Source organism: Chelativorans sp. Marseille-P2723 (genome assembly GCF_902809845.1).
Lineage (GTDB): Bacteria > Pseudomonadota > Alphaproteobacteria > Rhizobiales > Rhizobiaceae > Chelativorans.
Genome location: NZ_CADDWI010000012.1, coordinates 206,162 through 226,983, shown reverse-complemented (window position 1 = coordinate 226,983; position 20,822 = coordinate 206,162). Strand labels below are relative to the sequence as shown.

The following is a 20,822-nucleotide window of genomic DNA, read 5'->3' as shown; positions in this document are numbered from 1 at the left end:
CCAGTTCAGGTTTTCACTCCTGGAAATGTCTGGTGGTGTCTGCTCGGAAACAGGGCGGCAGGCCAGACGCATTTTCATCGCTTAGCCCTGATTTTCGAAGGCTCGCGAAGTTTCGGCACTTCGAGCACCGTGTGAACCGGTTGCATCTCGGCGCCAGAGCGCCAGCGAGTCAGGATGGCCTGCTGTGCCTGCATCACGGGCGTCGGCGTCAGTTCTTCCGGAGTCGCGAAAAGCTTGAGTTGCCCGAACTTGCTGCCCGTGAGCGACGAAGCACTGATGAGGAGGGGGGCAGCAATCTGCGGCCCTGCCACAAGCATGACCCAAAACAAATAATCGGGAGCGAAGCGGTAGGCCGCCCCTACGGTCACGAGGCCGACCACGACGATCCACCAGCTTGCCGCCCACGCTTCCGATAAGGTTACCCGCCCCGCCTCTCGATTTGCCGCCGGCCACCCCGCGTCTGCTCCCGTCATAACCTGGCACACTGCGCGGCTCTGGAAGAGCATCATGATAGGTGCAAGGATGCTGGTGCAGGCGATCTCTACGAACATGTCAAGCAGGCATCGTATCGTGCCGCCAAAGCGGCGGTTGCGTCCGCTCAAAGCTCCGTCGATTACGATGAGTATCTTTGGCCCGATCAACAGGCCGAAGACGCCTGTAAGCAGAGCCAGCGCATTAGCGTGCTCGACGCGGGGAAAGACGGGCAGGCCCGGAACCGGAAAATAGTCCGGATGCACCTTGATGGCCGGAGCGGCGATGCTGGCGACGAGAAACAATGCCCAAAGCGGTGCGGCGATATAGGCCATGATACCTTGTGCAAAGGTGAAGCGGCTCCAGAGCTTCAGGCCAGGTGCTGCTATGATGCGGCCGTGTTGCAGGTTACCCTGGCACCAGCGCCGGTCGCGTTTGGCGTAGTCGATGATATTGTCCGGTCCCTCCTCATAGGAGCCGCGCAGGTCCGGATCGATTCGCACCTTCCATCCGTTCCGGGCAAGAAGCGCTGCCTCGACAAAATCGTGGCTCAGGATATGGCCGCCGAACGGTGGCCTTCCCGGCAGTGTCGGCAGGCCGCAACTCTGGGCGAAGGCACGCGTGCGCGTGATGGCATTGTGGCCCCAGAAAGGCCCTTCGCGGCCCTGCAGCTCCGCTACGCCGCTTGCGTAGACGGGGGAATAGTAGGAGGCGGAGAATTGGATTGCGCGGCCGAAGAAGGAGCGGGCGCGTGTGACCTTGGGCAGGGTTTGCAATAACCCCAACTCCGGGTCTACCTCCATGCGGCGCACCATCTCGATCATGGTCGCACCTTCCATCAGGCTGTCGGCGTCAAGCATGATCAGATAGTCATAGAGCGCTCCCGACGTCCTGATGAAATCCGCGATGTTGCCGGCTTTTTTGCCGGGATTGGTGTTTCGCCGCCGATAGAAGAGGCGGCAGGTGTCACCGATCTCCTCCTTCAGCCGCCCCAGCCAGAACTCTTCGGCCACTGCGATGCGGCTGTCCGTTGTGTCGGAAAGGATCACAAAATCGAACTGCGTGCCCGCGCCTGCCCGGCTGAGGCTTTGCGCCATGGCCGCGACATGGGAGAAGGTCTTTGCCGGGTCCTCGTTATAGACGGGAACGAGCACGGCGGTGCGCGCCGTAGGAGGCTCCGGTGCCTCTTGCCATTCTATTTCTCTCCGCGAATTGAAAAGCCCGTTCAGCGCCAGCATCCCCCCCCAGGCGAGCCAGGCGACACTGATCGCTAGAAGCACCACGCGCGCCAAATCGAGCCATTGTAGCCCGTCGGACAGGAAATAGCCGAATGCCAGATAGCTGGCGATCCCTGCTGTAATAAGCGCAAGAAGAAGAGAAAATACGCGACGCAACGTCACCATGGAACTACTTTCACAGGAAGCTGCGCCTTATTATCGCGCAATGAGCCACTGTAGCAGCGGCCGGAATGCATTCCGCAGCAGGTGCTGACGCGTCAGAGCCTGTTCGGGCATGGCCATGGGAGCGCTGGGCAAGCTGCACTCCCGGAGAACGTCTTGCCTATGGAAGTCTTTGTCACGAACGTCCATCGGTCCTTCTCCATTGATAGGTCCAGGTTTCAGAAAGTCTCTGATCTTCAAAGGTGAGGTATCCGCTCAGCTCGATAGGTGCGTCGCCTTCCGGCACCAGGTCGATCACAACCCGCCACACTCCGTTCGCGTCGATGCGCGAGACCGCAGTGTGAGCGATTTCCCCCCGGCTTGCGGAGACGATCGCCCTGGGCTCGCCCGCCTCAGGTAAACGGGCGAGAATCTCGCCTCCGAAATCCACGACGAACTTTCTCAGATCGCCAGGATTCTCCACTCCGGATGTGCCGCCGACACCGGTACGAAGCGCCAGGACGCGGGCGAGCCTGTCGGACGGCTCCCCAATTGCACCCCAGGTCAATCTGTAGCGGTACTCAAGCTCCTGCCCCGCCTTTGCTTTACCCTCCGGTATCCAGAACGCTACAATGTTGTCGTTCACTTCCAGTTCCGTCGGGATCTCCACAAGATTGATTGCGCCCTTGCCCCAATCTCCCAGAGGCTCGACCAGGAGGGATGGCCGTCTCTCGTAACTTGCGCCCGCATCCTGATAGCGGTCGAAGTTCCGATCGCGCTGGAAAAGTCCGAAAGCTTTGGGACTCTCCTCGATGAAGAAGGAATTGGCCAACTCGCTTGGATTGTTGAGACTGCGCCAAAGCTCCTCGCCGTTCTGGCGAACCACCTTCAAACCATCGCTGTCATGAACCTTGCCGCGATAGTCGTCGAAGGCGCTGCGGTTGTTCTCCGCAAACAGGAACATGGAGGTCATCGGCGCGATGCCGAGGCGCTCGATGTCGTTGCGGAGGAAAAGCCGTGCGGTGACTTCCATCACCGTGTTCGCCCCTGGCGCGATCGTGAATGCGTAAGCACCGGTGACGCTGGCGCTGTCTAGCGAGGCATAAACCTTAATCTCCCTGTTCTCCCGGCTCGGGCGCTCGATCCAGAAGTCCGTGAAGCGAGGAAACTCTTCCCCGAGGGATGTGGCCGTGTTCACAGCGAGCCCGCGCGCCGAAAGGCCATAGACATTGCCGCGTCCGAGTGCGCGGAAATAGCTGGCGCCGAGGAACGCAATCAGTTCGTCCATCACGTCCGGGTTGTTCAGCGGATAGTGGAGGCGGAACCCGGCGACGCCCGGCAATTCCACGCCGGCGAATTTTTCAGCCTCCAGCGGCTTACGGTACTCGAACGAATTGCTGTCTATGAAAAGCGGTTCGGCATGGCCATCGTCGACGACAAACAAATGTACCGGCTGCTTGAAAAGCCAGCCGGGGTGGAACGCCTGGAGCTCGAAGGGAGCCTGGCCCCGCCATATCGCCTCCTCTGGCAGGAAGCGGATGGCTCGATGCTCGTCATAGGACAGACCGGCCACCTGTGGCGGCTGCTCTTCTTCGATAGGTTGATACGGCTTCTTTGCCCTTTCCCGCATTGCGGTGGTCAAGAGATCAAAGGAGAAGGGTTCACCCTTAGGGGAGTGACCCGACTCCGCGGTACCGGATTGCTGCTGGGCGAGGGCGAAGGGCGAGCTCATAATTGCGGAAGTCCCAATCAGCGCCTTACCCCCAGCAACAAGGAAAGAACGACGGTGCATAATATCCTGCTTAAACATCTACAACGCGAACGCGGGAAGCGCTGCGTATTGCCCTGAGGTGCGGGCAATCAATACACTGACTTGGAAAAGGTTGAGGCGGGATCCATAAAATTCGAAGACGGTGTGTCATAGAATATGATCGCCACAGAAAAGGGGCGCAATTTGCTGCAGAATAGAGGAGGAGGCACAGGTTGCGGCTTGCTGCCGCAAGGCTAGAGAAAGATCGATTTTTCTTTTTCTACAAGGTCTCCGATGAAGGCGGCGGCAGCCTGAATGCGCCGGGTGGGACGCATTGATTCGTGATAGACAAGCCAGTAGCTTCGCCGGATCGGCCTTGCAAAGGGCACAGGCAACAGATCGTCATAGCTGCGTGCGATGAAGGTATGCAGGATGCCTATGCCAGCCCCGGCGCGAACTGCTTCCACCTGTCCCATCGCCGCGGAAACCGAGAAGGCGGCACTCCAAGACTGCGACACTTCATCCGCGTAATCCAGGGAGGGGCTGATGACGAGGTCGGGAACATAACCGACGAGTCTATGGCGGCTCAGTCCCGCAGCGTCTTCTGGTAGACCGTGTACAGTCGCATAGGATTTGGACGCGTAAAGCTTAAGCGAGTAATCCACCAGCTTGGATGCGATCAGGCGACCCTCGGTCGGCCGATCCACCGTAATTGCGATATCCGCCTCCCGTCGCGAAAGCGAGAAGGAGCGGGGTACCGGCACGAGCTGCAGGGTTAGTTCCGGGTGAGCCATGGAAAGCCGCCACAGGCGGGGCGCGAGAAAGGCAACTCCGAACCCGTCCGGGGCGCTGATCCGCACAGTTCCGGCAACTTTCGTTGCCTCATCTGCAATCTCGGCCCGCGCCGAAATCATGTCGGCTTCCATCCGCTCGGCCACGACGAGAAGGCGTCCTCCGGCACGTGTCAGTTCGGTGCCGGTAGTAAGCCTACGGAAGAGCTTTGCCCCGATGGCCTGCTCCAGTGCGGCAATCCGCCTGGAGACCGTCGCATGGTTGAGATCGAGGCGGCGTGCCGCCCCCAGGATCTGCCCGGCCCGCGCTACTGCCAGAAACACACGTATGTCGTCCCAGTTCAAAACGCCTCCTCCATGTGCAAATTTCTAGTTCCATGATTAGGTGTTAATGAAATACTGCACAACGGCTTCGATTTTGTTCGCGTTGCAATCCCGCTCTTCCAGCGAGACAATCGGTCAGAGTTAGATTTGGGAGAGGCCTCCATGGAGGAAATCGGACATTTCATCGGCGGCAACCGGATCGCCGGCACCAGCGGGCGCAGCCAGGATGTGATGCAGCCAATGGATGGTTCCGTCCGCGCCAGGGTGGCGCTTGCGTCCCGCGCGGAGGTGCGGCAGGCGGTGGAGAATGCGCTGGCTGCACAGCCCGCCTGGGCTGCAACCAACCCGCAGCGGCGGGTGCGCGTGCTCATCAAGTTTCTGGAACTGGTGCATCGGGAATATGACGCGTTGGCTGAACTTCTGGCGCGCGAGCATGGCAAGACCATCCCCGATGCCAGGGGTGACATTCAGCGCGGTCTCGAGGTCGTGGAGGTGTGCATCGGCGCACCTCACATGATGAAAGGCGAGTTTACGGAAGGTGCCGGTCCCGGCATCGATGTCTATTCCATGCGCCAGCCGCTGGGAGTGGTGGCAGGCATCACCCCCTTCAATTTTCCAGCCATGATCCCGCTCTGGAAGATCGCGCCTGCGCTGGCCTGCGGCAACGCCTTCATTCTGAAGCCTTCCGAGCGCGATCCGAGCGTTCCCATGAGGCTGGCCGAGCTCTTCCTGGAGGCCGGGCTTCCGGCGGGCGTCCTGAACGTCGTGAACGGTGACAAGGAAGCCGTTGACGCCATTCTTGACGACCCTGACATCAAGGCCGTCGGCTTTGTTGGCTCCACCCCGATCGCGAAGTACATCTATAGCCGGGCCACTGCCTCGGGCAAGCGGGCGCAGTGTTTCGGCGGCGCCAAGAACCACCTGATCATCATGCCCGACGCCGATATGGATCAGACAGTGGATGCTCTGATCGGTGCCGGATACGGTTCGGCCGGCGAGCGCTGCATGGCCGTCTCGGTGGCAGTGCCGGTCGGCAAGGAAACGGGCGACCGTCTTGTGGAGCGGCTGCTACCACGCGTGGAAAGCCTGAAGGTGGGGCCTTCCACCGACGCGGGCGCAGACTTTGGCCCGCTCGTTACCAGGGAGGCGCTGGAGCGCGTCAAGAGCTATGTCGATCTCGGGGTCGAGGAAGGCGCGAAGCTTCTTGTAGATGGCCGGGACTTCAAGATGCAGGGATATGAGAACGGCTTCTACATGGGAGGCTGTCTCTTCGATGACGTGAAGCCGCATATGCGCATCTACAACGAGGAGATTTTCGGGCCGGTTCTATCCATCGTACGCGCCGACACCTATGAAGAGGCGCTGCGGCTGCCGAATGAGCATGAATATGGCAATGGTGTTGCTATCTTCACTCGCGACGGGGACGCTGCCCGTGATTTCGCAGCGCGGGTTAATGTCGGGATGGTCGGTGTGAACGTGCCTATTCCGGTGCCGATCGCCTATTACACTTTTGGCGGCTGGAAAGCTTCGGCATTCGGGGACCTGAACCAGCATGGGCACGATGCCTTCCGCTTCTATACGAAGACGAAGACCGTCACCTCGCGCTGGCCCTCCGGCATCAAGGATGGCGCGGAGTTCGTTATCCCCACCATGCGATAATTTAGGGTGCGGTCTGCCTTGAAGCCCTTCCCTCAACGGGGAGGGCTTCTTTGCGTTTGTGGGAACGTGACCTCCTTTCCCCTCCAGGTTTTTACGCCGCTGCCATGGAACAGCTTCTGCTCTCTGTCCGTTAAGGTTTTCGAAACAAGCGCAAGAAGCGCAGAAGAAAACGCGTCGCCGTGACGTGCGAAGACTACGAACGGCGGCAGGAGGTAGAGACATGATGAAGGCTATGCGCAATGGTCTTGGTCTGATGGCACTTGCCGCCGTCGCATTGTTCAACGGCACTGAACAGGCGACCACTCAGAGCGATGTTTGCGCCCCAAGGGATGATCTGGTTGCCCAATTGGGGTCCCAGTATAATGAGGACCAGAAGGCTGTCGGCCTGCTCGGAGAGCAGGCGGTAATGGAAGTTTTCGCTTCAGAGCAGGGGAGCTGGACAATACTCACCACTGACATTCATGGCACGAGTTGCATCGTTGCTGCGGGCGAAGGGTGGGATGACAATTTCGCTACGCTTGCGGGACAGGGCGTCTGACATCCGCCGCTTTGCTTGGCATTGTGTCTTTCCCAGTTCAGCGGACCGCCTCTGCAAACTTTCGCAGCAGCTGCATAAGAGCGTCCGCCTCCCGGGCTGCTTCTTCCTCATCGCGATTGAGAAAAGCCCGGATAAGTCGTACGTGCTGCTCGGCAACGCGGGGTAGCCCATTGGTTGACTGATAGCGGAACCAGAAGCGGCGGCTATGGGTCTGTAGTGGTGCGACCAGCCGGGCCGCGTAAGGATTTTCCGCTGCGGCCGCGAGCGCCTCGTCGAGCAGTTTATCGGCATCGAGGAAGGCGATGACGCTTCCGGAAAGCACGGCATCCTCCATCCAGAGCGCAGCATCCCGGAATTGGGAGAGGAGGTTTTCGGATGCGAAGCGAGCGGCAGACCGCGCCAGCACGATCTCAGCGCCATGCCGTGCTTCGATCACCTTCAGCCAGTCGGCCCTCTCCAGCGGCGCCACCGAAAGACCCGCTCGCGGGTGCACATGCAAAAATCCTTGCCAAGCAAGGCGTTGAATCGCCTCGCGAACCGGCGTCCGGCCCAGGCCGACGCACCTGATCAGCGCCCCCTCCGTCATCTGGCGTCCCGGAGCTAGCTCCAGCGTCACCACCAGTCTCTCCAGGATCTTGTAGGCCTTCCCAGCGTCGGATTCAGGTACCATCATTTGCAAACAATTATATGAAACTAAGTCTGATATTTTGCTGATATATCAATTCAATTGGTTATTAGCCACATCATTTTGGCTGCCTCATATGCCGCTAATATATTAGCATAAGGAGACGGCGAACCGTCGCTCGTTGCGCATCCGACCCTTATTTTGCTGTACCTTCGCCTGTGCGTTTGCACTTGCGCACCGCCGCGTCGGCACGTTGCGGTAGCTGGGGCAGTACGACTTAGCCGACGTAGATCGGCGGAAGTTGTGGCTGCCGCAAGCGCGCCTAACCCGGGGGCGAGCTTGGCCAACGAGGATAGCTGCACGGTCGCCTCATGTTGATGTTGGCTTCCTTTGGCGGAGGCAGCTTTACCCTTGCCGCAGTGGCGGCGCGCTCGTCCGAAGACCGGATTGACGGGCACTGGAGTCTGAACCTGGACCACATCCTGTTTGGTATGGGGTGATATCCGGCTGCCTTGAAGTACTTGTGCATTCGGCGGGAGTGAAGAGGTCGAGGATCGGGAAGACGTCGGCCGAGCCGATTGTCGTTTCCGGCCCTTGCGCATTGCAGCGCTTGAGCTTGGCAAAAGCGTTCTCGGTGGGATTGAAATCGGGGCCTTTAAGGCGGCAGGTAAGAAGGCGGGCGCCAGCCGTCTTGATCGCCTCCCGCATGCCTGCGGCTTTTTGGGCCGACAGGTTGTTCATCGCGACGCTGTCGCCGGGCGACAAGGTGGGAACCCGCACTTGCTCGGCTTAGGCCAGGAACAGTTGCCGAGGATTCGCGCCGCCATAGACAAAGCGCGCGGTCATGCCCGCAAGCCGCAGCGCAGGGTAAAGGTTCGTGGTCTTCCAGCGGCCGTGCGGTACGCCGGTCCGCGACGCAAACGTCATATCACAATCGCTTCATAAACGCGGAAATGCTCTAAATGAAAAATGCTCTTGCGCGTAAATTGGTCCAGCATGCAAACTAGTACGCGCATGCGAACGCTACCTGCTCGCTAACTGACCATTATACCGCCAGTTTAGCACGTGCGGTGGGAGAGAGCCGCCTCGCCGGCGGTTCGTTGCAGCCCGCACCGTTTCGAAGCGAGACGTCAAAGAGGTAATACCCATGGCGAGGCACACATTTTTCTGCATCGACGGTCACACCTGCGGGAATCCCGTGCGCCTCGTCGTTGGGGGCGGCCCGCAGCTTGAAGGCTCCACCATGCTGGAAAGGCTGAAGCATTTCGTCAGAGACTATGACTGGATCCGCACCGGCCTCATGTTTGAGCCTCGCGGCCACGATATGATGTCAGGCTCCATCCTCCACCCGCCGACCCGAAACGATTGCGATGTGGCAATTCTTTTCATCGAGACGTCGGGATGCCTGCCCATGTGCGGACACGGCACAATCGGCACCGTCACCTTTGCCCTCGAACAGGGGCTGGTGCGGCCCGCGAGGCAAGGTGTGCTCCGCCTTGATACGCCGGCAGGCCTCGTGACAGCCGAGTATCGCAAGGAAGGCCAGTATGTCGAGGAAGTGCGTATTACCAATGTGCCATCCTTCCTCCATTCGGAGGGCCTGGAGGTCACTTGCCCGGAACTGGGGTTGCTACGTGTGGACGTGGCCTATGGCGGCAATTTCTACGCAATTGTCGAGCCGCAGGAGAACTATCGTGACATGGCCGATCACACCGTTGCAGATCTTGTGCGCTGGAGCCCTGTGCTGCGCGAACGCCTGAATGCACGATATGAGTTCGTTCATCCCGAACAACCGAACATTCGAGGGCTCACCCATATTCTCTGGACTGGCGCGCCTGTGGCCTCTGAAGCGCATGCGCGCAACGCGGTATTTTATGGCGAAAAGGCTATTGACCGTTCTCCCTGCGGTACCGGCACATCAGCGCGCATGGCGCAACTGCACGCTAAGGGCAGGCTGAAGCCAGGTGAGGCGTTCGTACACGAGTCCGTCATTGGCTCGCTTTTCAACGGACGCGTGGAGCGTACGGCGGAAGTGGCCGGGCGGCCCGCCATCATACCTTCCATTAGCGGCTGGGCCAGGATGACCGGCCTGAACACGATCATCATGGATGATCGGGATCCGTTTGTGCATGGGTTTACGGTGCGCTGAGCAGCATGAGGGCAATCCTCAACACACGATCCTTCCTTATGCGTCGGATGCGTCACTTCATGTCAGGCACAAAAATTTTCTAAGTGCCGCGAAAAAATCTGGCGTTCGTGCAGAGGAAATTGCAGAGTGCCAGTCTGCTACCGCGTGGCTTCTGCCTGGCGGCAGGAAAACAAATAAGGTTGACGGAGAAGCGGCAAGTTCGCCTCCCGATCAGCCGGGGAACGAAATTAGCGGCGCGTCCAGAAAAGGACGGGCCGGGGAGTGTATCGGAATATGGAGTATTTTCTCCAGCAGCTTATCAATGGGCTGACGCTGGGGTCCATCTATGGGCTGATCGCTATCGGCTATACGATGGTCTACGGCATCATCGGCATGATCAATTTCGCCCATGGCGACATTTTCATGATCGGGGCCTTCATATCCCTTGCCGTGTTCCTGGTGCTGACAACGGTGCTCGGGTTCGCCTTTCTGCCGGTTGTGCTCCTGATCGTGGTCATCGTGGCAATGCTGTTCACCTCGGTCTGGGGTTGGACGGTGGAGCGTCTAGCTTACCGGCCCCTGCGCGGTTCGTTCCGGCTGGCGCCTCTCATCACCGCAATCGGCATGTCAATCGTTCTGCAGAACTTCGTGCAGATCACCCAGGGCGCACGTGTGAAGCCTTTGCCGCCGCAGATCCGGGGAGGCATCACCTTGCTGGAGGGGAACACAGACGCTGGCACCATCGTCGTACAGCTTTCCTACATGCAGATCATCATTGTGGTCACAACCGTCGTGCTGATGACGATCTTCACGCTGCTGATCACCCGGACGGCACTCGGGCGCGCCCAGCGCGCCTGCGAGCAGGACAGCAAAATGGCGGCGCTCCTGGGGGTGGATGTGGATCAGACGATCTCGCTCACCTTCATCCTGGGTGCCGCATTAGCGGCAGTGGCGGGCCTGATGTTCCTGCTGCTTTATGGAGTCATTGACTTCTATATCGGTTTTCTCGCGGGCATAAAGGCGTTCACCGCTGCGGTGCTTGGCGGCATTGGCTCGCTGCCCGGCGCCATGCTCGGCGGGCTGCTGATCGGCCTCATAGAGGTGTTCTGGTCGGCCTATTTTTCCATCGAATACAAGGATGTAGCCGCGTTCTCCATTCTCGCGATCGTACTCATCTTCCTACCGTCAGGACTTTTGGGCAGACCTGAAGTGGAGAAGGTCTGATGGCCAGTTCGCAGACAGTTATCCCTCCTTCCGCACAAAAGCCTGCCGACGCCCAGGTGGAAGCGCTGGGAAGGGACGCATCGAGCGCCAGGGTGCCTTCCGCAGAACGGGCTGAAAATGGCCTTGCGGCCTCTTTGCGCGACGCTGCCATAGCGGCTTTTCTGGCTGGTGTTCTTGGCTTCTTCTTCATCGGATTGCGTGCCGACATCGCTCCCGGCGGGCTCGACCTTCGCACTCGCTGGGGCGCATGGTTTACGGCCATGCTCGTCGTGTTCGCCGCCAGATTGGCGCTCAATCTCTTCGTGTTCAGGGCAGCCAGGCCCGTAACCCAGGTGCTGGGCGCGCGGCTTTCAGGAATTGCAGTGCCTGGCTTAGGCAAGTGGCTGGCCCGCGCGCTACTCCTGTTCGCGCTGGTGCTGCCGTTCTTCTTCACCACCTTCTTTCCTGGGCGGGACAGGCAGTTCATCGATCTGGCCATCCTGATCATGACGTACGTCATGCTCGGCTGGGGGCTGAATATCGTGGTCGGGCTGGCAGGTCTTCTGGATCTCGGATATGTGGCCTTCTATGCCGTTGGCGCTTATTCCTTCGCGCTGCTTGCTACCTATTTCGATTTCATCGGTTTCTGGATTGCACTTCCCTTGGCCGGTCTGCTAGCCGCCTTCTGGGGTCTCATTCTCGGTTTTCCCGTGCTGCGTCTGCGCGGAGATTATCTGGCTATCGTCACGCTTGCCTTCGGCGAGATCATCCGCATCATTCTGCTGAACTGGTATGAATTTACCGGTGGGCCAAACGGAATTTCCGGCGTTCCGCGCCCGACACTGTTCGGCATCGAGTTTACGCGCGGGGAAGGGGGCTTTGCGGATGTTTTCGGCCTCAGTTACAGTCCGGTTCACAGGATCATCTTCTTCTACTACATCATCCTGGCACTTGCTCTCGTTACCAATCTCGTGACGATCAGGCTGAGAAAGCTGCCCATTGGAAGGGCCTGGGAGGCGCTTCGCGAGGATGAGATTGCGTGCCGTTCGCTTGGCATCAACACCCGGAACACCAAGCTTACGGCCTTTGCCATTGGAGCCATGTTCGGCGGCTTTGCGGGCTCCTTCTTTGCCGCGCGTCAGGGCTTCATCTCGCCGGAAAGCTTCACCTTCATCGAATCGGCAATGATCCTCGCCATTGTTGTTCTGGGCGGACTTGGCTCGCAGATCGGCGTGGTCATCGCCTCCATCGTAATGATCGGGGGTATCGAGATGCTGCGCAATATCGGCTTCCTTACCCACATTTTCGGGCCGGGGTTCGATCCGGTGCAGTACAGGATGCTGATCTTCGGCTTGGCCATGGTGTTCATCATGGTGTGGAGGCCGCGGGGGCTGATCTCTACCCGCGAGCCCTCGGTCGCGCTGAAGGAAAAGAAGCGCATCGGCGCCGATATGGTGGCACAGGGTGAGGGGCACCGATGACCGCTGAACTGCAACAAGCAATTGATGGGGGCGTGGCGATGCATGCCACGGCGGGCGCAGTTGCTCCGAGATGGGAACAGGATCCCATTCTTTCCGTCGAGAACCTGATCATGCGCTTTGGCGGTCTTGTTGCCGTGAAGAGCCTTTCCTTTGATGTCGGGCGCGGCGACATCACCGCGCTGATCGGGCCGAATGGTGCCGGAAAGACCACCGTGTTCAACTGTCTCACGGGCTTTTACAAGCCAACCGAAGGGCGCATCATCATGCGCCACGGATCGGGACTACAGGGCGAGCTCGTGCAGCAGGTGACCGACAGCGGGAAGCGCTTCGGCACCGATGGCGAGAACAGCATCTTCCTGCTGGAGCGCATGGCCGATCAGGAAATCGCTCAGAAGGCGAAGGTCGCCCGCACCTTCCAGAACATCCGGCTCTTTGGCGGCATGACCGTATTGGAAAACCTGCTTGTGGCTCAGCACAACCCGCTGATGATCGCTTCTGGCTTCTCCCTTGCGGGCGTATTCGGGCTGCCGAGTTACCACCGGGCGGAGGAAGCGGCGATAGACAAGGCCGTCTACTGGCTTGAGCGGACCAACCTGATCGACCGCGCGGATGATCCGGCAGCCGATTTGCCCTATGGCGCACAAAGGCGGCTGGAGATTGCCCGTTCCATGTGCACCGACCCGCTGCTTCTGTGTCTGGACGAACCCGCCGCTGGCCTGAACCCCCGCGAATCCGCCGAGCTCAACGCTTTGCTGAAATTCATTCGCGACGAGCATGGCACTTCCGTGCTGCTCATAGAGCACGACATGGGCGTGGTCATGGAAATCTCCGACCACATCATCGTGCTCGATTACGGCTTGAAGATTTCGGACGGTGACTCGCAGAGCGTCAGGAGCGATCCGAAGGTGATTGCTGCCTATCTCGGGGTGGAAGAAGAGGAAGAGATTGACGTACCCGAAGTGCTGGAGGGTGTGCTCGAAAAGGTGGGAGAGATTGAGGCCAAGGAAGAGCGTGAGATGACCTCAGCGCCGGATCATCGGGGAACGCGGGAAAAATCCGCAAAAAGGAGCATCTCGCGCTCAGGCAAGGGAGGCAAAGCATGAGCGCTGGCGAGGCCCTGCTTTCCATCTCGGGCGTCGAAACCTATTACGGCAAGATAGTCGCGCTGCGGGGGGTCGATCTGGAAGTCCGCCGTGGCGAAATCGTTTCCATGATCGGCGCTAACGGCGCTGGCAAATCCACGCTGATGATGACCATCTGCGGCAATCCGCAGGCTCGCAGAGGGCAGATCATCTACGACGGAACCGACATCACCCTTATGCCCACCCATCATATCATGCGGCTTGGCATTGCCCAATCGCCGGAGGGCAGGCGGATTTTCCCGCGCATGACAGTGATGGAAAATCTGCAGATGGGAGCGGTGCAGGTCGATCCCGGCTATTTCGAGGACGATCTAAAACGCGTGTTTGATCTGTTTCCGCGCTTGAAGGAGCGGGTTGGACAACGCGGCGGTACGCTTTCGGGCGGTGAGCAGCAGATGCTCGCCATCGGCCGTGCCTTGATGAGCCGACCGAAGCTTCTTCTGCTCGATGAGCCGTCGCTGGGCCTTGCGCCACTGGTTGTGAAGCAGATCTTCGAGGCCATCCGCGAGCTGAACGAGAACGAGAAGTTGACGGTCTTTCTCGTCGAGCAGAACGCTTACCACGCGCTGAAGCTGGCCCATCGCGGCTATGTCATGGTCAACGGCAACATCACCATGACTGGCACGGGACGGGAGCTTTTGAGGCGGGAGGAAGTGCGGGCGGCGTATCTGGAAGGCGGAGGACACTGATGGAGAAGCAGAACGCGCTTTTGTGGGAAGTCTCGCTTTGGGAATTTCTGTTCGTCACTGTCATCCTGGCAGGCGGAGCGGCCTATCTTACGGGCCGGGCGATCGCGCGGGCATGGCAGCCAAAGCTGCAGCTTGCCTTCTATATTGTGCTTCTGGCGGCGGCGACGCGCTTCATCCATTTCGCCCTTTTCGGCGGCACTCTTCTTACGCTCCATTACTATGTGGTGGACCTCATCGTGCTGCTTGCTATCGCCTTTCTGGGCATGCGGATTACGCGGGCGGGACAGATGTCCACACAATACAGCTTCCGCTATGCACGAAAGGGTTTTCTGGGATGGAGGCTCAGGGGCGACGCGCTTCAAGAATAGCTGCGCAAAGTCTTTATCTTGCGTCGAGATTGAGCTTTAGTGCTGGTTAAGCGGGAAGGAAGAAGCCCGCAATGGCAAAACCGGAAAGCAGAACACCATTTCCGGAATGCAGAGGGAACTCTGGTGTTTATAGGGAGAAAGTCATGAAGAAGATTTTTCTGGCAGGGGCAGCCATGTCCCTTGTGATGACAGGCTCTGCCTGGGCGGAGATCATCATCGCGACCGTGGGGCCGATGACCGGTCAGTACGCCACCTTCGGCGAGCAAATGAAAGCCGGGGCCGAACAAGCCGTCGCCGACATCAACGCTGCAGGCGGCGTCAATGGAGAGATGCTGAGGCTCGAACTTGGCGATGATGCTTGCGACGCCCGCCAGGCTGTTGCCGTGGCGAACCAGCTTGCAGGCGAAGGGGTTGTGTTTGTTGCCGGCCATTTCTGCTCCGGCTCCTCTATTCCGGCTTCCGATGTCTATGCCGAGGAAGGGATTATCCAGATTTCGCCTGGCTCCACGAACCCCACCTTTACGGACGAACGCCCGGGCCCGGGAATATATCGTGTTTGCGGCCGTGACGATCAGCAGGGCGAGGTTGCGGGCAACTTCCTTATGGAACATTTCCCGGATGCAAAGGTGGCCTTCGTTCACGACAAATCAGCTTATGGCAAGGGCCTCGCCGATGAAACCATGAGGGTGTATGAAGCGGCTGGTGGCACACCCGCGCTCTACGAGGCTTATACGGCTGGTGAAAAAGACTATTCGGCCCTTGTTTCCAAGCTGAAGCAGGAGGGTATCGATGTCCTTTATGTCGGCGGCTACCACACCGAGGCAGGTCTGATCGCGCGCCAGCTGCGTGAACAGGGGATGGACACCCTGCTGGTCTCTGGCGATGCGCTTGTCACCGATGAGTACTGGGCCATCACGGGTGAGGCCGGAGAAGGCACGCTGATGACGTTCTCGCCGGACCCTCGCAAGAACGAGATCGCCAAGCCCGTCGTGGATGCGCTTCTTGCAGCCGGCAAGACGGCTGAGGGTTACGCTCTCTACACCTATGCCGCCATTCAGGCATGGGCGCAGGCAGTGGAGACTGCTGGCACTGCCGACTATGACGCGGTGGTGGAGGCGCTCGATGCCGGCACCTTCCAAACTGTGCTGGGGGAGCTCGAATTCAACGAACATGGCGACGTGACCCTGCCCGGCTATGTCTTCTATGAGTGGAAGGACGGCCAGTACGATTATCTTGAGCAATAAGGCTCAGGCTCTGTCCTTGACCAAGAAAAGCCCCGGCGCTTTACGTCGGGGCTTTTTCTTGCCTTGGACGCAGATTTTGGACCGCATGTTTTGGACGCTGGGACGCCCCGCTGGAACAATCTCAATACTGCCTTGTTGCACTGCAGCAATTGGCGCACTACAAAGCCGCGTTCACCGTAGTAAACAACCGGGGGCCCAAGGTGCCGATCAGGAAGCTTCTCGTCGCCAACCGATCTGAAATCGCGATCCGCGTCTTTCGTGCCGCCAATGAGCTGGGCATAAAGACAGTCGGCATATGGGCGGAGGAGGACAAATATTCCTTGCACCGCTTCAAGGCGGATGAGTCTTATCAGGTTGGCCGAGGTCCGCATCTGGAGCGCGATCTGGGGCCAATTGAAAGCTATTTGTCCATCGATGAGGTGATCCGCGTAGCTCGGCTTTCGGGCGCGGACGCCATACACCCGGGGTATGGGCTGCTTTCCGAGAGCCCGGAATTTGCTGAAGCCTGCGCTGAAAACGGCATTGTATTTATTGGCCCTTCTGGCGAAACCATGCGCCAGCTTGGCAACAAGGTGGCAGCGCGGAACCTTGCCGTTGAGGTCGGCGTGCCGGTGATACCTGCGACGGACCCGTTGCCGGACGAAATGGAAGCGGTGGCAGAGATGGCGGCGGAAGTGGGTTTCCCCGTCATGCTCAAGGCGTCCTGGGGCGGCGGCGGACGCGGCATGCGTGTCATCCGCTCCGAGGCCGATCTAAAGCGCGAAGTGCTGGAGGCAAAGCGTGAGGCCAAGGCTGCATTCGGCAAGGACGAGGTCTATCTGGAAAAGCTCATCGAGCGTGCCCGGCACGTCGAGGTCCAGGTGCTTGGTGACATGCACGGCAATGTCGTCCACCTATTCGAGCGCGACTGCTCGATCCAGCGACGCAACCAGAAGGTCGTGGAACGTGCGCCGGCGCCCTATCTTGATGACGCCCAGCGGGAAGAGCTTTGCGACTATGCGCTGAGAATCGCCAACGCCACGAATTACCTGGGTGCGGGTACGGTCGAGTTCCTGATGGATGTCGATACCGGCGCATTCTACTTCATCGAGGTGAATCCGCGCATTCAGGTAGAGCATACGGTCACCGAGGAGGTGACCGGCATTGACATCGTCAAGGCGCAGATCCGTCTTCTGGAAGGCAAGCGCATCGGCGATCCTGATTCAGGCGTGCCGCCGCAGGAAGAGATTCGCCTTCATGGTCACGCTCTTCAGTGCCGCATTACCACCGAGGACCCGGAGCAAAACTTCATTCCCGACTATGGCCGTATTACCGCTTATCGCGGCGCGACCGGCTTTGGTATCCGCCTGGATGGCGGCACAGCCTATTCCGGCGCGGTCATTACACGGTTCTACGACCCGTTGCTGGAAAAGGTGACGGCCTGGGCGCCAACTGCCGAGGAAGCTTGCCAGCGCATGGACCGCGCGTTGCGGGAGTTCCGTATCAGGGGCGTAGCGACCAACCTCACCTTTCTTGAGGCCATTATCAGCCATCCGAAGTTCCGCGAGGCTAACTACACGACGCGCTTCATCGATTCCACTCCAGAGCTGTTTGCCCAGGTGAAGCGGCAGGACCGCGCTACCAAGCTGCTAAACTATCTTGCCGACGTGACGGTGAACGGCCATCCGGAAACGCGCGACAGACCGCGCCCAAAACTGCACGCCGCCTCCCCTCGCGTTCCCTATATTGACGCTCCGGTTCAAGAGGGCACAAAGCAGCTTCTTGACCGGATGGGACCGGAGAAGTTTGCTGAGTGGATGCGGGCCGAGAGCCGGGTGCTGATCACCGACACGACCATGCGCGATGCGCACCAGTCGCTCCTGGCGACACGCATGCGCACGTTCGATATCGCTGGCATTGCCGGTGTCTACGCAAGGACGCTTCCCCAGCTCCTTTCGCTGGAATGCTGGGGAGGAGCCACATTCGACGTCGCCATGCGATTCCTGACGGAAGATCCGTGGGAAAGGTTATCGCGCATCCGCGAAGCAGCTCCAAACCTGCTCTTGCAGATGCTGCTGCGCGGGGCGAACGGCGTTGGCTACACCAATTATCCTGACAATGTGGTTCGTTATTTTGTGCAGCAGGCGGCCTCCGGGGGCATCGACCTGTTTCGGGTGTTCGATTGCCTCAATTGGGTAGAGAACATGCGGGTAGCGATGGATGCCGTGCGCGAGGAGGGCAAGCTGTGCGAAGCGGCCATCTGCTATACCGGCGATATCCTCGACCCCAACCGTGCGAAGTACGATCTCAAATATTACCTCGGCTTGGCAAAGGAGCTTGAGGCCGCGGGTGCGAATATCATAGCCGTGAAGGACATGGCCGGGCTGCTGAAGCCCGCCGCCGCGCGTGTGCTGTTCAAGGCGCTTCGCGAGGAGACGGACCTGCCCATTCATTTCCATACGCATGATACTTCGGGCATTTCGGCCGCGACCGTCCTTGCAGCGGTGGAAAGCGGTGTCGATGCGGTGGACGCAGCGATGGACGCGCTGTCGGGCAATACCTCGCAACCATGTCTCGGCTCGATCGTGGAAGCACTCAAGGGCGGTGAGCGTGACACGAGGCTCGACATGGAATGGGTGCGCCGCATCTCCTTCTACTGGGAGGGGGTTCGCAACCAGTATGCGGCTTTTGAAAGCGATCTCAAGGGACCGGCTTCGGAGGTCTATCTGCATGAAATGCCGGGCGGGCAATTCACCAATCTGAAGGAGCAAGCGCGAGCCCTGGGGCTGGAGACACGCTGGCATGAGGTCGCGCGGGCTTATCACGACGTGAACATGATGTTCGGCGACATCGTCAAGGTCACGCCTTCCTCCAAGGTCGTGGGCGACATGGCGTTGATGATGGTGAGCCAGGATCTGACCGTCGCCGATGTGGAGGATCCGGACAAGGACATAGCTTTTCCGGATTCCGTCGTTTCCATGCTCAAGGGTGACCTGGGGCAAGCTCCGGGCGGGTGGCCCAAGATTTTGCAGAAAAAGGCGCTGAAAGGCGAAAAGCCGATCACCGTGCGGCCCGGATCGTTGCTTGCGCCAGCTGACCTCGAAGCGGGCCGGAAGGAGCTTGAGGAAAAGCTCGGCCGCAACGTGAGCAATTTCGAGTTTGCCTCCTGGCTCATGTACCCGAAGGTCTTTCTCGACTTTGCCGCCGCTTCGGAGAATTATGGCCCCGTGAGCGTGCTGCCGACGCCGGTCTATTTCTACGGTCTTCGCCAGGAGGATGAAATCTTCGTCGAGATCGAACGCGGCAAGACGCTTGTCATTCGCTGCCTGGCCGTTGGCGAGGTGGACGAAAAGGGCATGGTCGATGTGTTCTTCGAGCTGAATGGACAGCCCCGCCGCGCCAGAGTGCCGGATCGGCTCCGCGGCGCAGGATCTGTCATCGTGCGGCAGAAGGCCGAAATTGGCAATGACGCGCAGGTTGGCGCGCCGATGCCCGGCGTTGTATCATCCGTGGCTGTTGCTCCCGGCCAAACCGTTAGGGTTGGCGATGTCCTGCTCTCCATCGAGGCGATGAAGATGGAGACAGCGCTCCATGCAGAGCGAGATGGAAAGGTGTCCGAGGTTCTCGTCAAGGCAGGCGACCAGATCGATGCGAAGGACCTGCTTCTGGTCCTGGAAGGCGAGTAGAACTGGCCTTGGCGGGTGCTGCTGAGACGCACGCCCGCTGGGCAATCGCAGTCTTTTTCTTTGTCAACGGCTTCACCGTAGGAAGCTGGGCGCCACAGATACCCCTGCTGGCAGAACGGTTCTCCCTTAGCGAGACCATGCTCGGCCTGCTCATCCTGCTGTTTGGCCTTGGGGCGGTTATGGCAATGCCGGTCTGTGGCTATCTGAGCGTCCGGCACGGTACGCGTGCCATATTGCGGATAACGGGCGTCCTTTGCAGTTTCGCACTGCTTGCCGTGACAGCAGCGCCGATCATGGCGCTGCTTCTGCTTGCCTTGTTCGCGTTTGGCGGCCTGGTCGGCGGAATGGATGTAGCGATGAACTCGAACGCGGTTGTCATCGAACGCCGTTTTGGCCGGGCACTTATGTCGTCCTCCCATGGCTTCTGGAGCCTAGGAGGGTTTGCCGGTGCCGGCCTTGGAGGCATCCTTGCGGAAAAGCTTGGGCATCTCGGCCATGCGGGCGTCGTAACGGTACTTTCCTTTTTTCTGGTGCTTGGCGCGATGCCAAAGCTCAAGGGTGAGGAAGTCCAGGCGCCGCTAGGAAGCAGGAAGCGCTTTGCAAGCTTCCCCCGCAGCTCCCGAGTCTACCTTATTGGCATCATCGCGCTTTTCTGCATGATTCCTGAGGGTGCGGTGCTCGACTGGGCGGCGCTCTATCTGCAACAGGAAATGGGAGCGGGCCTTTCCGTTGCCAGCCTGGCATTCACGGCATTTTGCGGCACTATGGCACTGATGCGCTTCCTGGGAGATGGCGTTCGCAATCGGTTGGGCGCGGTTACCACGATGCGAATTTCGAGCCTCATCGCGTTCATCGGCATGATCAGTGCCGGGGTTGCGCCTTCTCCGTTTGTCGCCACGCTCGCATTTGCATTTGCAGGGTTAGGAATTGCAAACATGGTGCCTATTGCCTTCTCGGCAGCGGGCAATCAGCCGGGTATTTCATCTGCTGTGGGAATGAGCGTTGCAACGACAATTGGTTATTTTGGTCTTCTTTTTGCTCCCTCACTGATAGGCTTTGTGGCGGAGCATACGGGTTTTGCACCGATCTTCATCGCCTTTGCCGCATTGTTCGGGATCGTGTTCTTGATGTCGAAACTTGTGCGGCCGGCCGATGGCGTAATGCATTGACCGACCGCTTCAGCGAGGCTGGTCAACAGCCGGTTAAATTCTGCCTGTCAGCACTAAAATGAGTATCACCACGAGGATGATGCCGACGATCCCGGAGGGGCCATATCCCCATTCGCGTGAATGAGGCCAGGAGGGAATGGCTCCGATAAGAAGCAGTATCAGGATAATGATTAGAATTGTGCCGAGTGACATCGCC

At 59.3% G+C, this 20,822-nt stretch carries 16 protein-coding genes and 1 pseudogene; 11 read left to right on the top strand and 6 right to left on the bottom strand.

From position 1 onward, the window contains the following. Positions 1 to 74 precede the first annotated feature (74 nt). The 3 genes and pseudogenes from mdoH to HUS57_RS11075 form a co-directional block, all read right to left on the bottom strand. A pseudogene (mdoH, locus tag HUS57_RS11085) lies at positions 75 to 1,877 on the bottom strand (glucans biosynthesis glucosyltransferase MdoH); the annotation flags it as partial. A 169-nt stretch (positions 1,878 to 2,046) separates the two neighbouring features. Then, positions 2,047 to 3,582: a glucan biosynthesis protein gene (locus HUS57_RS11080; protein ID WP_246727845.1), complete on the bottom strand. Its 1,536-nt coding sequence runs from the start codon at positions 3,580 to 3,582 to the stop codon at positions 2,047 to 2,049. 272 nt (positions 3,583 to 3,854) lie between these two features. After that, a complete protein-coding gene (locus HUS57_RS11075) occupies positions 3,855 to 4,736 on the bottom strand; it encodes a LysR family transcriptional regulator (protein ID WP_173933654.1) in 882 nt (293 codons plus the stop codon). A 141-nt stretch (positions 4,737 to 4,877) separates the two neighbouring features. Between HUS57_RS11075 and HUS57_RS11070 the strand changes: the two genes are divergently transcribed. Both HUS57_RS11070 and HUS57_RS11065 read left to right on the top strand, forming a co-directional pair. After that, complete coding sequence (locus HUS57_RS11070) at positions 4,878 to 6,374, top strand: CoA-acylating methylmalonate-semialdehyde dehydrogenase (protein WP_173933652.1); 1,497 nt, start codon at positions 4,878 to 4,880, stop codon at positions 6,372 to 6,374. Positions 6,375 to 6,594: 220 nt separating this feature from the next. Further along, positions 6,595 to 6,912 carry a hypothetical protein gene (locus HUS57_RS11065; RefSeq protein ID WP_173933650.1) on the top strand — a complete coding sequence of 106 codons (318 nt, stop codon included), beginning with the start codon at positions 6,595 to 6,597 and terminating at the stop codon, positions 6,910 to 6,912. Between the two features lie 37 nt (positions 6,913 to 6,949). Here HUS57_RS11065 and HUS57_RS11060 read toward each other — a convergent pair whose 3' ends face one another. Together HUS57_RS11060 and HUS57_RS11055 are read right to left on the bottom strand one after the other, a co-directional pair. After that, positions 6,950 to 7,585 (bottom strand): GntR family transcriptional regulator, encoded by a 636-nt coding sequence (locus HUS57_RS11060; RefSeq protein WP_173933648.1) that lies wholly within the window; start codon positions 7,583 to 7,585, stop codon positions 6,950 to 6,952. Positions 7,586 to 8,326: 741 nt separating this feature from the next. Beyond that, positions 8,327 to 8,464, bottom strand: a complete 138-nt coding sequence (locus HUS57_RS11055) for a hypothetical protein (protein WP_173933646.1) — start codon at positions 8,462 to 8,464, stop codon at positions 8,327 to 8,329. A 220-nt stretch (positions 8,465 to 8,684) separates the two neighbouring features. On the opposite strand from HUS57_RS11055, the gene HUS57_RS11050 reads away from it, so the two are divergent. The 9 genes from HUS57_RS11050 (at position 8,685) to HUS57_RS11010 (ending at position 20,626) form a co-directional block, all read left to right on the top strand. Continuing rightward, entirely contained in the window at positions 8,685 to 9,686 is a 1,002-nt protein-coding gene (locus HUS57_RS11050) for a 4-hydroxyproline epimerase (RefSeq protein ID WP_173933644.1), read from the top strand. Positions 9,687 to 9,959: 273 nt separating this feature from the next. Next, positions 9,960 to 10,889 carry a branched-chain amino acid ABC transporter permease LivH gene (locus tag HUS57_RS11045; protein ID WP_173933642.1) on the top strand — a complete coding sequence of 310 codons (930 nt, stop codon included), beginning with the start codon at positions 9,960 to 9,962 and terminating at the stop codon, positions 10,887 to 10,889. Further along, positions 10,889 to 12,349, top strand: coding sequence for a high-affinity branched-chain amino acid ABC transporter permease LivM (gene livM, locus HUS57_RS11040; protein ID WP_173933640.1), 1,461 nt, complete (start codon positions 10,889 to 10,891; stop codon positions 12,347 to 12,349). The genes HUS57_RS11045 and livM overlap by 1 nt, the downstream gene beginning before the upstream one ends. Before the next feature lie 38 nt (positions 12,350 to 12,387). Further along, positions 12,388 to 13,452: an ATP-binding cassette domain-containing protein gene (locus HUS57_RS11035; RefSeq protein ID WP_173933793.1), complete on the top strand. Its 1,065-nt coding sequence runs from the start codon at positions 12,388 to 12,390 to the stop codon at positions 13,450 to 13,452. Then, complete coding sequence (locus tag HUS57_RS11030; protein ID WP_173933638.1) at positions 13,449 to 14,180, top strand: ABC transporter ATP-binding protein; 732 nt, start codon at positions 13,449 to 13,451, stop codon at positions 14,178 to 14,180. The genes HUS57_RS11035 and HUS57_RS11030 overlap by 4 nt, the downstream gene beginning before the upstream one ends. Next, positions 14,180 to 14,548 carry a DUF6867 family protein gene (locus HUS57_RS11025; protein ID WP_173933636.1) on the top strand — a complete coding sequence of 123 codons (369 nt, stop codon included), beginning with the start codon at positions 14,180 to 14,182 and terminating at the stop codon, positions 14,546 to 14,548. Before HUS57_RS11030 ends, HUS57_RS11025 begins: the two co-directional genes overlap by 1 nt. Before the next feature lie 143 nt (positions 14,549 to 14,691). Further along, positions 14,692 to 15,792 (top strand): branched-chain amino acid ABC transporter substrate-binding protein, encoded by a 1,101-nt coding sequence (locus HUS57_RS11020; RefSeq protein WP_173933634.1) that lies wholly within the window; start codon positions 14,692 to 14,694, stop codon positions 15,790 to 15,792. A gap of 200 nt (positions 15,793 to 15,992) precedes the next feature. Then, positions 15,993 to 19,457: a pyruvate carboxylase gene (pyc, locus tag HUS57_RS11015; RefSeq protein WP_173933632.1), complete on the top strand. Its 3,465-nt coding sequence runs from the start codon at positions 15,993 to 15,995 to the stop codon at positions 19,455 to 19,457. A gap of 2 nt (positions 19,458 to 19,459) precedes the next feature. Further along, complete coding sequence (locus HUS57_RS11010) at positions 19,460 to 20,626, top strand: MFS transporter (RefSeq protein ID WP_173933791.1); 1,167 nt, start codon at positions 19,460 to 19,462, stop codon at positions 20,624 to 20,626. Positions 20,627 to 20,659: 33 nt separating this feature from the next. On the opposite strand, the gene HUS57_RS11005 is transcribed toward HUS57_RS11010, so the two are convergent. After that, on the bottom strand, positions 20,660 to 20,818 hold the full coding sequence (locus HUS57_RS11005) for a DUF3309 family protein (RefSeq protein WP_173933789.1): 159 nt from the start codon (positions 20,816 to 20,818) through the stop codon (positions 20,660 to 20,662). Positions 20,819 to 20,822 lie beyond the last annotated feature (4 nt).

Bases quoted from the DNA above. Each gene is read 5' to 3' on its own strand.
- livM (WP_173933640.1), top strand. From the start codon at position 10,889: ATGGCCAGTTCGCAGACAGTTATCCCTCCTTCCGCACAAAAGCCTGCC.
- HUS57_RS11005 (WP_173933789.1), bottom strand. From the start codon at position 20,818: ATGTCACTCGGCACAATTCTAATCATTATCCTGATACTGCTTCTTATC.
- HUS57_RS11020 (WP_173933634.1), top strand. From the start codon at position 14,692: ATGAAGAAGATTTTTCTGGCAGGGGCAGCCATGTCCCTTGTGATGACA.
- HUS57_RS11030 (WP_173933638.1), top strand. From the start codon at position 13,449: ATGAGCGCTGGCGAGGCCCTGCTTTCCATCTCGGGCGTCGAAACCTAT.
- HUS57_RS11065 (WP_173933650.1), top strand. From the start codon at position 6,595: ATGATGAAGGCTATGCGCAATGGTCTTGGTCTGATGGCACTTGCCGCC.
- HUS57_RS11045 (WP_173933642.1), top strand. From the start codon at position 9,960: ATGGAGTATTTTCTCCAGCAGCTTATCAATGGGCTGACGCTGGGGTCC.
- HUS57_RS11055 (WP_173933646.1), bottom strand. From the start codon at position 8,464: ATGACGTTTGCGTCGCGGACCGGCGTACCGCACGGCCGCTGGAAGACC.
- HUS57_RS11080 (WP_246727845.1), bottom strand. From the start codon at position 3,582: ATGAGCTCGCCCTTCGCCCTCGCCCAGCAGCAATCCGGTACCGCGGAG.
- HUS57_RS11025 (WP_173933636.1), top strand. From the start codon at position 14,180: ATGGAGAAGCAGAACGCGCTTTTGTGGGAAGTCTCGCTTTGGGAATTT.
- HUS57_RS11070 (WP_173933652.1), top strand. From the start codon at position 4,878: ATGGAGGAAATCGGACATTTCATCGGCGGCAACCGGATCGCCGGCACC.
- HUS57_RS11050 (WP_173933644.1), top strand. From the start codon at position 8,685: ATGGCGAGGCACACATTTTTCTGCATCGACGGTCACACCTGCGGGAAT.
- HUS57_RS11035 (WP_173933793.1), top strand. From the start codon at position 12,388: ATGCATGCCACGGCGGGCGCAGTTGCTCCGAGATGGGAACAGGATCCC.
- HUS57_RS11060 (WP_173933648.1), bottom strand. From the start codon at position 7,585: ATGATGGTACCTGAATCCGACGCTGGGAAGGCCTACAAGATCCTGGAG.